At 59.9% G+C, this 12,205-nt stretch carries 11 protein-coding genes and 3 pseudogenes; 10 read left to right on the top strand and 4 right to left on the bottom strand.

Features of this window, described 5'->3' with window-relative positions:
• Both NKH70_RS18335 and NKH70_RS18325 read right to left on the bottom strand, forming a co-directional pair.
• A partial coding sequence (locus NKH70_RS18335) for an ABC transporter substrate-binding protein (RefSeq protein ID WP_353025789.1) occupies positions 1-516 on the bottom strand: 516 nt, incomplete at its 3' end.
• A gap of 602 nt (positions 517-1,118) precedes the next feature.
• A pseudogene (locus NKH70_RS18325) lies at positions 1,119-1,418 on the bottom strand (diacylglycerol kinase); the annotation flags it as partial.
• 663 nt (positions 1,419-2,081) lie between these two features.
• Between NKH70_RS18325 and NKH70_RS18320 the strand changes: the two are divergent.
• The 9 genes and pseudogenes from NKH70_RS18320 to NKH70_RS18280 all read left to right on the top strand — a co-directional run bounded on the left by NKH70_RS18320 (position 2,082) and on the right by NKH70_RS18280 (position 10,051).
• On the top strand, positions 2,082-2,756 hold the full coding sequence (locus NKH70_RS18320; RefSeq protein ID WP_352979064.1) for a protein-L-isoaspartate(D-aspartate) O-methyltransferase: 675 nt from the start codon (positions 2,082-2,084) through the stop codon (positions 2,754-2,756).
• 668 nt (positions 2,757-3,424) lie between these two features.
• Positions 3,425-3,549 (top strand): annotated as a pseudogene (locus NKH70_RS18315) (IS6 family transposase); the annotation flags it as partial.
• A 303-nt stretch (positions 3,550-3,852) separates the two neighbouring features.
• On the top strand, positions 3,853-4,290 hold the full coding sequence (locus NKH70_RS18310) for a hypothetical protein (RefSeq protein ID WP_292659986.1): 438 nt from the start codon (positions 3,853-3,855) through the stop codon (positions 4,288-4,290).
• 633 nt (positions 4,291-4,923) lie between these two features.
• Complete coding sequence (locus tag NKH70_RS18305; RefSeq protein ID WP_352466759.1) at positions 4,924-5,238, top strand: co-chaperone GroES; 315 nt, start codon at positions 4,924-4,926, stop codon at positions 5,236-5,238.
• Positions 5,239-5,288: 50 nt separating this feature from the next.
• Entirely contained in the window at positions 5,289-6,932 is a 1,644-nt protein-coding gene (groL, locus tag NKH70_RS18300; RefSeq protein ID WP_352979894.1) for a chaperonin GroEL, read from the top strand.
• Positions 6,933-6,974: 42 nt separating this feature from the next.
• Positions 6,975-7,049, top strand: a pseudogene (locus NKH70_RS18295) (NADH-quinone oxidoreductase subunit D-related protein); the annotation flags it as partial.
• A 49-nt stretch (positions 7,050-7,098) separates the two neighbouring features.
• Positions 7,099-7,464 carry a 4a-hydroxytetrahydrobiopterin dehydratase gene (locus NKH70_RS18290; RefSeq protein ID WP_352912585.1) on the top strand — a complete coding sequence of 122 codons (366 nt, stop codon included), beginning with the start codon at positions 7,099-7,101 and terminating at the stop codon, positions 7,462-7,464.
• A gap of 775 nt (positions 7,465-8,239) precedes the next feature.
• Complete coding sequence (locus NKH70_RS35820) at positions 8,240-8,395, top strand: hypothetical protein (protein ID WP_502908371.1); 156 nt, start codon at positions 8,240-8,242, stop codon at positions 8,393-8,395.
• 441 nt (positions 8,396-8,836) lie between these two features.
• Entirely contained in the window at positions 8,837-10,051 is a 1,215-nt protein-coding gene (locus NKH70_RS18280) for an NAD-dependent formate dehydrogenase (RefSeq protein ID WP_352912584.1), read from the top strand.
• A gap of 837 nt (positions 10,052-10,888) precedes the next feature.
• On the opposite strand, the gene NKH70_RS18275 is transcribed toward NKH70_RS18280, so the two are convergent.
• A complete protein-coding gene (locus NKH70_RS18275; RefSeq protein ID WP_111549063.1) occupies positions 10,889-11,074 on the bottom strand; it encodes a hypothetical protein in 186 nt (61 codons plus the stop codon).
• Positions 11,075-11,170: 96 nt separating this feature from the next.
• Here NKH70_RS18275 and NKH70_RS18270 point away from each other — a divergent pair, with 96 nt between their 5' ends.
• On the top strand, positions 11,171-11,674 hold the full coding sequence (locus NKH70_RS18270) for a site-specific integrase (RefSeq protein ID WP_502908370.1): 504 nt from the start codon (positions 11,171-11,173) through the stop codon (positions 11,672-11,674).
• 229 nt (positions 11,675-11,903) lie between these two features.
• On the opposite strand, the gene NKH70_RS18265 is transcribed toward NKH70_RS18270, so the two are convergent.
• On the bottom strand, positions 11,904-12,140 hold the full coding sequence (locus tag NKH70_RS18265) for a hypothetical protein (protein ID WP_352912583.1): 237 nt from the start codon (positions 12,138-12,140) through the stop codon (positions 11,904-11,906).
• Positions 12,141-12,205 lie beyond the last annotated feature (65 nt).

Raw genomic sequence — 12,205 nt, 5'->3', positions numbered from 1 at the left:
CCTGTTTTCCATGAGATATTTGTAGATCGCCGGAGCCGACTGGTAGTTGGCGATCATGCCGAGCACGGCGTTGGACGCCGGCGGGGTGTAGAGTTCCTTCGGGAACGCGTAGGGAAAATAGATGAGGCCCTTGGATTCAGCCACGGGACGCACCGCCGCGGCGCCGTCGTCGACATTCGGACCGACGACATAGTGTATGCCCTCCTGGGCCATCTTCTCCATGCCGGCGATCGCCCGCTTCGGATCCTTCTGGTCGTCGAAGGTGACGATTTTGATGTCGTAGGTCTCGTCACCAATCTTCACACCGCCGGTTTCGTTGATCCAGGCGGCGCGCGTCTGCATCGAGCGGACGTTGGATGTGCCCCACGCAGCGGCCGCGCCACTCGTCACGCCGACAAAGCCGATCTTGAGTTCCTTGTTGGCGGCGTGCACCGCGATTGTGCCGCCGGCCATGATTGCCAGCGCGGAGACGGCGCCGCGCGCCGCGGATGTGATTATTGAACGTCTGTTGATCATTGTTCTTTCCCCTTTGGAGGCCGCGCATTGTTGCGACAGAACTCGACCGATACGCGGACTTTTGTGAGTGAAGGCTCAAATCAATCACCTGTCAACAAAACTTTCTCAGATTGTTGACAATCTTGTGAGCGGCCGTAGGCGAAGAACGTAGGACCGATCGCGGTTCGGTGCTTTGCTCGAGAGGTTCGTGGTGTCGGAATTCCTGAAGCTCGCATGGTGGTCAGAGCGACGGGTGTCTTTCTCACACTACCGGACCAAGGATCAGGACGAAGTCGGCGTCGTGATCGAGGATCGACGCGGTCGGGTCGTCGGTATCGAGGTGAAGGCCTCCGCAACGGTTCCGCAGGACTTTCGGGGGATTGCGCCAGTTGCAGGAAGGAGTCCGCGATCGTTTTGTGCGCGGGCTGGTGCTGCACGACCATCACCGTGTGACGCCGTTCGGCGAAAAAATTGCAAGCTGCACCGGTGTCGGTTCTGTGTTCGATGTAAAGTTGCATAAAATGCGGTCTGGAACTTGGGTCGCGAGGTGGTCTAAATAATCCCAGATCGATACGAGCCGAGCCTTCATTGGTCGCGGTGATTTCTGGCAACTTCGACACCCCCGTAAGCCATCTTGCATCGAACCAGCGGTCCGTCGGCCCGTCATAGGGCAGCCGCGTGACATCCCAGTGGCTGACGAAGCGCGCGTAGGCGTCCCAGACCGGTGGACCGCCGCCGATGAAGACGACACGGCCGGCAAAGCGCTTGAGCGTGTCCTCGGGATCCATACTGGAGCGAACGACGACAAGTTCCCGATCCGCGCGAGCAAAATCCGGAACGCTTGCGATCGTCTTGGGACCGGCGAGCAAGACGTGTCCTCTCGTGACGTCGAAAAACCGTGCAACGTCGGCTACGAACTCCGGCGAGCCGAAGCGATATTGGCAAACTGAAACGTCAGAGCGGGCATCGCGCAGATGCCCGCCACCAAGGGTACGGATGCACGCAAGGGACCGAAGAAGCGCCGGCGACCCCCCACCGCTCGAAGAACAGGAGAGGGGCCAATAGTGCGAAACCCGCTTTCCAAGCCGTTTGCCGATCCAGAAGGACAGCCAGTCCCCCAGTGCCGCGCCAATGGCGGCGGCAAGCCATCACGAAATTCCGGTTCTTCTCAGCAGCGCCACGCGGGCTAACGCTGATTATCGTATGGCCGGCCTGCAGCGCGAATAGCGCTGCTGGCTCGCCCAGGTTCGGTCATCGTCAATCGCCAGATCACGCACGATCAGCACGGGATGGAGCCGGTGAGCGACAGCGCAGGGTTCGGCGTCGTTTTGGCCTTCGGCCTATTGGTGCTCAACTGGCTGGCGATCCGCTATATCGATGTTGTCGCCTGGCTGGCGAGCTTCTGATGCGCACGCCGTTCCACCCCGGTGCGAGGAACGGGAGAGCACCAAGGACGGCGACGAAATAGCAGGGCGGTACAACCCGCCCCAACCGAAGCCGCGTTCTCGACGACATGGTTACTGTGACAAGACGAACAGGGTATAAGGCTATCAGGCAGCAGACTGGTTGAGGAGCGCCCCACCGTCATGAAGCCGATGAACGAAGAGCACCTCGCGGTTCTACGCAGGCACATGGTCGAGATGATTGCAATTCACACCGATCTTGCAAGCGAAGAACTTGGCAAGGCGGCGCTCGATGAGCGGGTATTGGCGGCGATGAGGCGGATACCGCGGCACCTCTTCGTGCCAGCATCAGTTGCGCCTTATGCCTACCAAGACATGCCGCTGCCGATCGGCTTTGATAAAACCGTCTCGCAGCCCTTCATCGTTGCTCTCATGACCGATCTCCTTGCGCCGCAACCGCACGAGGTAGTGCTCGAGATCGGCACCGGCCTAGGCTACCAAACCGCAATCCTCGCGGACCTTGCCGGGCAAGTTTGGAGCGTCGAAATCATCGAGGAATTCGCAAGCCATGCCGAGGCTCTCCTGCGGGGTCTCGGCTTCTCCAATGTCGGCATTCGTGTCGGAGACGGGTCTCGCGGCTGGCCTGAGCACGCCCCATTCGACAAGATCCTGGTCACCGCGGCCGCTGAGCGGACACCGCCGGCTTTGCTTGAGCAGCTCAAACCGGGGGGACGCCTGGTCCTGCCCGTGGGACCTGGAGAAGCGCAGTTGCTGACGGTCATCGACAAGGATGCGGCAGGGCAACTGAAGACTCGCAAACTCATCCCGGTTCGGTTCAGCCGTCTCGAAACGGTCTAATGAGGGGTGCGGCTGCGCGGAGCCGTGCTGGAAGATCAGGATAACGCGCGCCGCATCGATCACACAGGCGCTGGATGGCATCGCCGATCTTTTGACATCCATGCCGCAACGCTACTCGTCGAGCACGCCTGCAGCCGCCGGTCGCAGCCGCTGGCGATCATGCCGGCGCGGTCGTATTGCGCGCTTCTCAAAGACCCCTTATCCAGCCTACTGTGTGCCTGCCAGACGGCACTGGGTCGCTCATCTGGGAAATGACGGCCAAAGGCTCAAGGAATTCGCCCAGTGGCCAACATGTAGCGGGCAGGAGGTAACGATGGATCTCAAGGACAGGCGCCTCTGGTACGGCGTGGTATCCGTGATCGTGGTATTGGTCGTGATTGCGTATGCGGCTGGTTGGTTTGGCGGCACACCGATACCAGCGCCGCAGCAGTGAGAGCGATCGTCATTCTCGCTTGGCGGCAGCTGACTGCTCAGTCTCTAAAGGTCGAAGGAAGGGACACCTGGTTGGCTGTTTCGCTGGTTCGGCTACCATCCTGACGACGCACAGCCTGGACCGTTTTTGAGGTGGCTTCCGCTCAACTTGTTGGTTGATGGACGGACCGGTCCTTGGATCGCGCAATCCGCAACACTCCGCCATCGGGCCGGGTAACTTCGATAATGGTTTCGACACGGACAAACTGCGATCCTACGGAGTAGCCAGGCGCCAGGTCATGCCGGAAGTCGTACACTGGAGCCACAAGGGCCCAACGACCGGGCGGAGAACTCGCATCAGCCCGGCCTTCGGCGGTTTCGAAGCTAAACTGCCACTCGCTTGATCCCGCTGCCCGGCCAGCGATGAGCCGGGCTACTCCAGCACAGACTCTGCCCGTCGATCACCTCGATCGGCACGGACTCCAGACCGACATCGTCGAACAGCCGCGCATTAGACCGCGTTCGCCAAATTAATGGCCGGATCTTTGCGAAGCCTCCGCATTTTCGTGGGGGGAAGCCCTCCCAGCATCATCGTGATTGGACTTCACGATCGGTCGGAGTCACGCTGGCCGCAGGTATAAGAAGGATATGGGTGGGCCAACTATCGTCCGAATAGGAGGCTAAAATGAAGCACCAGACGCTTGAGCAACTGCAGATCGTCGCCGAGATCGATCAGGACTACCTGCGCCAGGCCATGTCGCGCAGCGAACGTCTTGAACGCTGGGCGGAGCTCCTTGAACGGAACCCTGACCGGCGACTCTCGACGCTACACCAGACCGAGTATCAGCCGGTTAGATCACGCGGGGCCATGCGCGGCGACGGCTCGCCGATCTCAGTCGCTTTCGAGGATCCTGTCCTCCGCGCCGCCGGGTTGGAAAACGACAACTACGGCGAAGCGAAGCGGTTCTTCGAACTGACCGACAGGCAATTGCATGAGATCATCTGCTATTGTCATTTCGGCGCGACGGTGAGCGCCGTAACGGCCGCCCGTCACATCCGTGCGGCGATTGCCGGGAGACAGCCCGGCATGTTCGCTCGGATGCGTGAGGCGTTCGTCGGATAAAGCCGGAGCCGTTTCGCAGCATCATTTTTGAAGCGGCTCGCATGGAAAGCCGCCGCCGTAGCGCAGGCAAGCGCTCCCCACGCGGGAGGCTGCGTTGCATGAGGGGGTGCGGCTTTCCGCAGGAGCACGCCGACCTGCATCTTTTCCATCCGAACCGGAAAGATCCCAATGCTGCCAGTACATCCGTGGTCAGCGCCGTGGTTCAAAGGCTCGAACAGAGCGACATGCGCGCCGGATAAGCGCTATACATTCGCTGTCGAAAATTCGGTGCTTCATGGTGGGTCGAAGGTCGCGGACCTATGTCGATCGGGACCGGGAAAGCCAAATCGTGCCAAATTTTCGCGAACTGTATATATCTCTCGATGCACATTCAATCAAGGCTCAATAGGTTTGGTTCATAATTGCGGATTAATATAGTCTGTTGTCGGCAAAATTAAGAGGGATGAATTACAATAAAATTGCTTATGGCTCCGCCTTTCGGACGGCCAAAAGCGCCGGTAACAACGACTGATTTACATTTCAAATATTTTCGGTTTGAGGAATTAAAAATTTGGCACTCCTATCATTCGAGTGCCAAAGGGGCTATGTTAAGTGTTGCAGTCGCTCTATGTGCGGCGGCAGAAAGAACCCCCAATGAAATTCCGGCCACTCCACGACCGCGTCGTCATTCGGCGCGCGGAAGGCGATACCAAATCCAAGGGCGGGATCATTATTCCCGACACCGCCAAGGAAAAGCCTCGGGAAGGCGAAGTGATCGCCGTGGGCCCGGGCTCGCGTGACGAGAGCGGCAAGCTGATCCCGCTCGACGTCAAGGCCGGCGATCTCATCCTGTTCGGCCAATGGTCCGGCACCGAGGTGAAGATCGACGGCGAAGACCTCCTGATCATGAAGGAGAGCGACATTTTGGGCATCGTCGAGAAGACCAAAGCGGCCAAGAAAGCCGCCTGACCGGGCGATTTCCGATCCCGCAATTTCAAGACTGAACTGGACCTAAAATCATGTCTGCCAAGGAAATCAAATTCGCTACCGATGCCCGCGACCGGATGCTTCGCGGCGTCGAAATTCTGAACAACGCCGTCAAGGTGACGCTCGGCCCCAAAGGCCGCAATGTCGTCATCGACAAGGCCTATGGCGCGCCGCGCATCACCAAGGATGGTGTCGCCGTCGCCAAGGAAATCGAGCTTGCCGACAAGTTCGAGAACATGGGCGCCCAGATGGTGCGCGAAGTGGCCTCGAAGACCAACGACCTCGCCGGCGACGGCACCACCACCGCCACGGTGCTGGCCGCTTCCATCCTGCGCGAAGGTGCCAAATTCGTTGCCGCGGGCATGAACCCGATGGACCTCAAGCGCGGCATCGACCTTGCTGTGGCTGCTGTGGTGAAGGACATTCAAGCCAGGGCCAGGAAAGTCAAATCTTCGGACGAGATCGCCCAGGTTGGTACGATCGCCGCCAATGGCGACGCGTCGGTCGGCGCCATGATCGCCAAGGCGATGAACAAGGTCGGCAATGAGGGCGTGATCACCGTCGAAGAAGCCAAGACCGCCGAAACCGAACTCGATGTCGTCGAAGGCATGCAGTTCGACCGTGGCTATCTCTCGCCCTATTTCGTCACCGATGCCGAGAAGATGCGCGCGGAGCTGGAGGACCCTTACGTTCTCATCCATGAGAAGAAGCTCGGCAATTTGCAGGCGTTGCTGCCGATCCTCGAAGCTGTGGTGCAAAGCGGTAAGCCGCTGCTGATCATCTCGGAAGACGTCGAAGGCGAGGCGCTAGCGACGCTGGTCGTCAACAAGCTGCGCGGCGGCCTCAAGGTCGCAGCCGTCAAGGCGCCAGGCTTCGGTGACCGGCGCAAGGCGATGCTGGAAGACATTGCCGTGCTCACCGCCGGCCAGATGATTTCCGAGGATCTCGGCATCAAACTCGAGAACATCACGATCGACATGCTCGGGCGGGCCAAGCGCGTGCTCATCGAGAAGGATACGACGACGATCATCGACGGCGCCGGCGAGAAAGCCACCATCCAGGCGCGCGTCCAGCAGATCAAGTTGCAGATCGAGGAAACGTCCTCGGATTACGACAAGGAGAAACTCCAGGAACGTCTCGCCAAGCTGGCTGGCGGCGTTGCTGTCATTCGCGTCGGCGGCGCGACCGAGACGGAAGTCAAGGAAAAGAAGGACCGCATCGATGATGCGCTGAACGCCACTCGTGCAGCCGTGGAAGAAGGCATCGTTGCCGGCGGCGGTGTTGCGCTTTTGCGCGCCAAGGCAGCTTTGACTGAGCTTACTGGCGCGAATGCTGACATGACGGCAGGTATTTCGATTGTGCTGAGAGCACTTGAAGCGCCGATCCGGCAGATTGCCGAGAATTCCGGCGTTGAAGGTTCGATCGTCGTCGGCAAGCTCTCCGACAGCAAGGATCACAATCAGGGCTTCGACGCCCAGAACGAAGTCTATGTCGACATGATCAAGGCCGGTATCGTCGACCCCGCCAAGGTCGTTCGGACGGCCCTGCAGGATGCCGGCTCGATTGCCGCGCTCCTGATCACCGCTGAAGCAATGATCGCGGACATTCCGCAGAAGGTTTCGCCCGCTATGGGTGGCGCGGGAGGTATGGGCGGAATGGGCGGAATGGACTACTGAGCGGCGCCTGAGACTATAGCCAGGACGACGGAAGACCAGCGACGCGGGCACATGCGAGCCGATATCTCGGCGATCATCGGTTCGCTCGACATCGTGTTCGGGGAGATCGATCGATAGGCTCGTCGCTGTCGTATTTGCTGCTAAAAATGGTCTTGGAGACAAGAACATGACCGACACTCTTGCCGAGAAAACATGTACGCCTTGTCGCGGCGGCGTCCCGCCGCTCACGCGTGATGAAGCCCAAGGGTTCCAGGCACAGGCTCCTGATTGGGAGCTGGGTGACGATGCCCACCGCATCCAGCGGAGCTTTCGATGCCGCAATTTCCGGGACGCGCTCACCCTTGTTCAGGAGATCGGTGAGCTCGCCGAAACCGAGGGCCATCACCCCGACATCAGCTTCGGCTGGGGTTATGTGACGGTTTCCCTGAGCACCAAGAAGATCAAAGGACTGCACGAGAACGATTTCATCATGGCGAGCAAGATCGATCGGATGCTCGATCGCGCGGGGCGGCCCCTCGACCGCCAACGGTGACACGGCAAATCCATTGCCAATCAAGTGAGGTCGTTTATGCACTGTCGTCCGCAGCACCATGACAATGATGTCTGCATGCTTGGCTCACCCATTCGGCGTCGGCTATTTGCGCGGAACCTCCCACGCATGGTGAATGGCGGGCGCGCTCCAGCAGCACGATCTTATCCGCTGATCCATGGTTTCCGGGAAGCTGCGCGCATCGCTGATCAATGGTGCGGTTTCCATTCCGACGCGCTCTCGGCAGGGAGCGGGCGAGGCGAGCGCCCTCCATTCGCCGGTTTTCGCGCACGGGCGACATCCGGAATGACGTTGCAATGCGTAGCGACCGTGACGCGAATGTTGCGGCAGAGGCAGTGTTCGCGGCGATTCATTCGCCCAACAGTCGGTCGCCGACGAACGTTGCCGTAGTTGACTTAACTGCGGTCGAGCCTCGGCCCGATAGCTTGTGTGTCCGGCTGCGAGACCCGCCGCAGATAGCCTGTTTGTCCAGTGCCCTTCCATAGCATCACGTTGGCAGTGGCATTCCTGGTCAAGCGCATTTCGGTCTGTTGCGTCGCGGGAACTGCAGTGGGAGGGTTGTTTCAGGGGGACGGGGAGAGATAGCGGAGGACGGGAAGGACGGGAGCGGGACAGCGGGACGGGAGGGACGGCCGCCGGTAATCGGGGCGGGCGCCTGGCGGGACGGCAAAGCTGTGCGTCGGCCGCGGCGCGACTGGTGGTGGCTGGCGACTCGGCGGCAAGATCTGCGCCTGTGAAGCAACGCAGGAGGCGAACAATGGAATTCTTTTGTGGACTGGATGTTGCGATGGATGAGACGGCGGTGTGCGTCGTCGATGATCGCGGCGAGGTGCAGCTGCAGGCGACGGCCTTGTCTGTCTCGTCACTTTCGCCATTTCCAGGTGACATCGGTGAGCGTTGCGAACTGGCTTAGCAATACCGTCTGAGCGGCAAGCGATGCGAGATTCCTCTGCTTGATAAGCGCTGACTAACAGGTTTTTTGCAATCTTTGAGGGGATGCAGAAGCCCTTGAGGCCTGCGAAGTCGGAGCCTGTCAGTGATCATGATGCACGGTGCCCAACCTCGGCAATTCTGAAGTGTCCGCATCAAGCATTTGTTGTCAGCAGACCGTGCGCGCGGTCTGAAATAAAGGAACTCGAACGCTGCACCAGTGCCGCCCGCAGCACTTGAAACCATGCCCGGGTCTTCCATGTAATACGCAATAGCGCACAACTTTCCGAATGAGGAAGCGCCGGCAGATGAGTCTGCTCCCCACCAGCAATTCAACAGAGCATCGCCGTGCCGACCATCGTTGGCCGGCAGCGTTAACAACAGAGCGTTTTCCTCTTCGTTGTCAGACGAAGGAAGATACACAATGGCAAAGGTCGTTTGCGTCCTCTATGACGATCCGGTCGACGGTTATCCGACAAAATATGCGCGGGACGGCCTGCCAAAGCTCGACCGCTATCCCGGCGGCCAGACACTTCCCACGCCGAAGGCCATCGACTTTGAACCGGGGGTCTTGCTCGGTAGCGCGTCGGGCGAACTCGGCCTGAGGAAATTTCTCGAAAGCGCGGGCCACAGCCTGGTGGTGACCTCGGACAAAGACGGTCCCGCCAGCATTTTTGAACGCGAACTCGTTGACGCCGAAATCGTGATCTCGCAGCCGTTCTGGCCGGCATATCTGACCGAAGAACGAATAGCCAAGGCAAGCAGACTGAAGCTTGCGATCACCGCCGGCATCGGATCCGATCATGTCGATCTTCAGGCCGCCATGGACCGCGGCATCACGGTTGCCGAGGTGACTTACTGCAATTCGATCAGCGTGTCCGAGCATGTGGTCATGATGATCCTGGGGCTCGTGCGCAACTACATCCCGTCCTACCAGTGGGTCGTGAAAGGCGGCTGGAATATCGCGGACTGCGTCGCACGCTCCTACGATATCGAGGGAATGCAGATCGGAACCGTCGGCGCCGGCCGGATCGGCAGCGCGGTATTGCGCCGGCTGAAGCCGTTCGACGTCAAGTTGCACTACACCGATCGCCACCGACTGCCTGAGGCGGTCGAGAAAGAACTTGGCGTCACCTTCCACCAAGATCCCGCATCCATGGTCGGCGTCTGCGACGTGGTCACGATCAATGCACCTCTGCATCCGGAGACGGAGAATCTCTTCGACGAGACGATGATCGCCAGGATGAAACGCGGCGCCTATCTGGTGAACACGGCGCGCGGCAAGATCTGCAATCGTGACGCCATCGCCCGCGCGCTGGAGAGTGGCCAACTCGCTGGCTATGCCGGCGACGTCTGGTTCCCGCAGCCGGCTCCCAAGGATCATCCGTGGCGATCGATGCCGCATCACGGCATGACGCCGCACATTTCAGGATCGTCGCTCTCCGCCCAGGCGCGCTACGCCGCGGGCACCCGCGAAATTCTCGAATGCTGGTTCGAAGGCCGGCCGATCCGTGAGGAATATCTGATCGTCGATGGCGGCAAGCTCGCCGGCGCCGGTGCGCATTCCTACAGCGTGGGAGACGCCACCCGAGGTTTGGAAGAGGCAGCACGCTTTAAGGCCAGGAGTGATCCGAGCTAGATCGATTTCCGCTGCGCTCGACTCGGACGGGAAGAAGACAAGGGTGGGGGGCAGATCAACATGGGTCCTGCTGCCAAGGTTGACGAAAAGACCAAGGCCGAACTCAAGAAAAATTGGACGATGATGCTGGCCGCTTCGACAAAGTCCGCTAAAGAAGATTGATGTGTGCGTGCCTCTGATTAGCGTTAACACGCTAGGGCGGAGCGGTTGGACAGGACTCATCCCAACCGGAACAAGTCAGCTTCCGCGCATGCATTCTCAAATTTCGTTGACTGACAAGTCTTCCCGATGTGTCCCGATCTGCCATCTATACCCCCACGCATCCGGCATCATCGCTCGTCGGTCGCCATAAGGCGGAGCAGGATGCGCTCGGCGCCTTCGAGCCCGTCATGACGCATTCCTTCGGAATTGATCCGCAGGACGGCCGGCCCGTGATGTTCCACTCTCAGATGATCTGCGACCTAGCGACCGTCGTCGACATCGGTGAGTCGTGATCGCCGAGCCTAAGCACATATTGAGGCCGACCGCTGGCTCTCCGCCCCAATGCCGCATCGTGGAGGTGGTGCGTCGCTACCGCGTAGGGTGGTCGTGGCATGAGTGCCGATGTCCGCTTGGGTCAAAGTCGACATTCAGCCGGCAGGCAAATCAAGCTAACAGAGTAGCCGAGAATTTCGTCCAGTTCAGATCGCCACCGTGCACTGGTGGCTCTGAATCAGGTGCTTCTGCAAACGGTGAAGGAAGTCCCCAGACCGCCCCTTGGATCTTGTAGGGCTCTACGGGGCCGATGAAGCCGCCCGTACGGTTGGGTAGCGACTGCGCGAGACCGGATGGCCATCGCTAGCTCTCCGCATGGCTAAAGACCACAGCGCCGTTGTCGTTACGAACTTCAACGGCGACGATTCCATCGTCACCTTTTCGGGTCTGGAACATCGAGATTGCATGGTCTTTCGCTGTCTTCTCGGCGTCGAACGTCTCCTTGTCGACGATGCCCTGTCTTCCGTACCAGATGACAGTGAAGGCCATTTTTGGTCGTTCCTTTGCGCCAAGCATACAGGAATTCAGGGCGGTAGGGGATGAAAGCACGGTGCCACATTCAAGCATTGGCGCTCCACAGGGCCGGTGGCCGCGCTTGTCCTGCACATACCCAGGCCGAAGGGCGGCGAAGTCAAGGCATTCGACATTCCGCTTTCGAACGCCATGATCCGCTGTCTGGTTCGAGTGATGCGCATTGGCCGGGCTCTCTACGGCGAGCAATCGCGTGAATGGCTCTTTCCGGCCGAGAGCGAAAGCGGTCACATCGTCGAGCACAAAGAGAAACGCAGCGATCTCTCGAAATGGGGGAATGACCTACGGCAGACGTTCCGCACAATCGCCCAAACCGCGGGCGTTGCGGAGCTGGACGTTCACCTGCTGATGAACCACTCGATCCCGGGCGTTAATGCGGGCTACATCACACGCAACAAGCTGCTGAGCGATCACCTGCGCCAGCAGCAAGAAGCCATCTCGAGCCGGATGCTGGAAGCCGGGCGCTCGCGAAGGAAAGAAACGGAGCGTCGCACTTCTGTCTGGCCCGCACTTCCAAGCAGCCGCCTGCTTTCTAAACTGATGAGCGAGGAGGACTAGCTGCTCCAAGACATTTCCGCATTGCACCGGACCTTGTCTGGGGCTAACGGCTGCTTTGCGCCTGATGTCGGTCATTCCGCCGGCCCCTCCCGCCCCCCAGAAGCGGACTTCGCAGGTGTCAACGCGATGCGCAACCGGGACTGCAACGCCCACATGCTTGAACTGTCACGCACGATCTTCGATGAAAGTTCCGCGCAACCGCCCGCAGGTCAGCCGTCGCGGCAGAGCGCTAAATCCGGCAGACCGCGACGACGAAGAACTCGCGGTAGCAGAAGTCCGGATCGTCGAGCAGGCGATCCGGCCGCTCCTTTAGTTCCTGCCAATAGGCCTGGTCGGCGTCAGGCAGGACGTAGCCCGGCGCGACGCTGGCAAAATAGGCTAGTAGGTCGCGAACATAGTTATGCGTGAGGCGAGGCGCGGCCGCCCAGCGCTCGACCAACCAGCCCTTGCGACTGACGACCTCCAAGCCCCGCCTGCCGCAGACGCGCCGGAAGCGTCGAACCGCAATCGGTGCCGAGCACGCCTCGGTCG

The organism is Mesorhizobium sp. M0991 (assembly GCF_040318915.1).
Classification (GTDB): domain Bacteria; phylum Pseudomonadota; class Alphaproteobacteria; order Rhizobiales; family Rhizobiaceae; genus Mesorhizobium.
Note: the sequence above shows the minus strand (reverse complement) of the source record. Positions and strands in the feature narration are given on the sequence as shown.

Bases quoted from the DNA above. Each gene is read 5' to 3' on its own strand.
- NKH70_RS18320 (WP_352979064.1), top strand. From the start codon at position 2,082: ATGAAGCCGATGAACGAAGAGCACCTCGCGGTTCTACGCAGGCACATG.
- NKH70_RS18310 (WP_292659986.1), top strand. From the start codon at position 3,853: ATGAAGCACCAGACGCTTGAGCAACTGCAGATCGTCGCCGAGATCGAT.
- NKH70_RS18305 (WP_352466759.1), top strand. From the start codon at position 4,924: ATGAAATTCCGGCCACTCCACGACCGCGTCGTCATTCGGCGCGCGGAA.
- groL (WP_352979894.1), top strand. From the start codon at position 5,289: ATGTCTGCCAAGGAAATCAAATTCGCTACCGATGCCCGCGACCGGATG.
- NKH70_RS18290 (WP_352912585.1), top strand. From the start codon at position 7,099: ATGACCGACACTCTTGCCGAGAAAACATGTACGCCTTGTCGCGGCGGC.
- NKH70_RS35820 (WP_502908371.1), top strand. From the start codon at position 8,240: ATGGAATTCTTTTGTGGACTGGATGTTGCGATGGATGAGACGGCGGTG.
- NKH70_RS18280 (WP_352912584.1), top strand. From the start codon at position 8,837: ATGGCAAAGGTCGTTTGCGTCCTCTATGACGATCCGGTCGACGGTTAT.
- NKH70_RS18275 (WP_111549063.1), bottom strand. From the start codon at position 11,074: ATGGCCTTCACTGTCATCTGGTACGGAAGACAGGGCATCGTCGACAAG.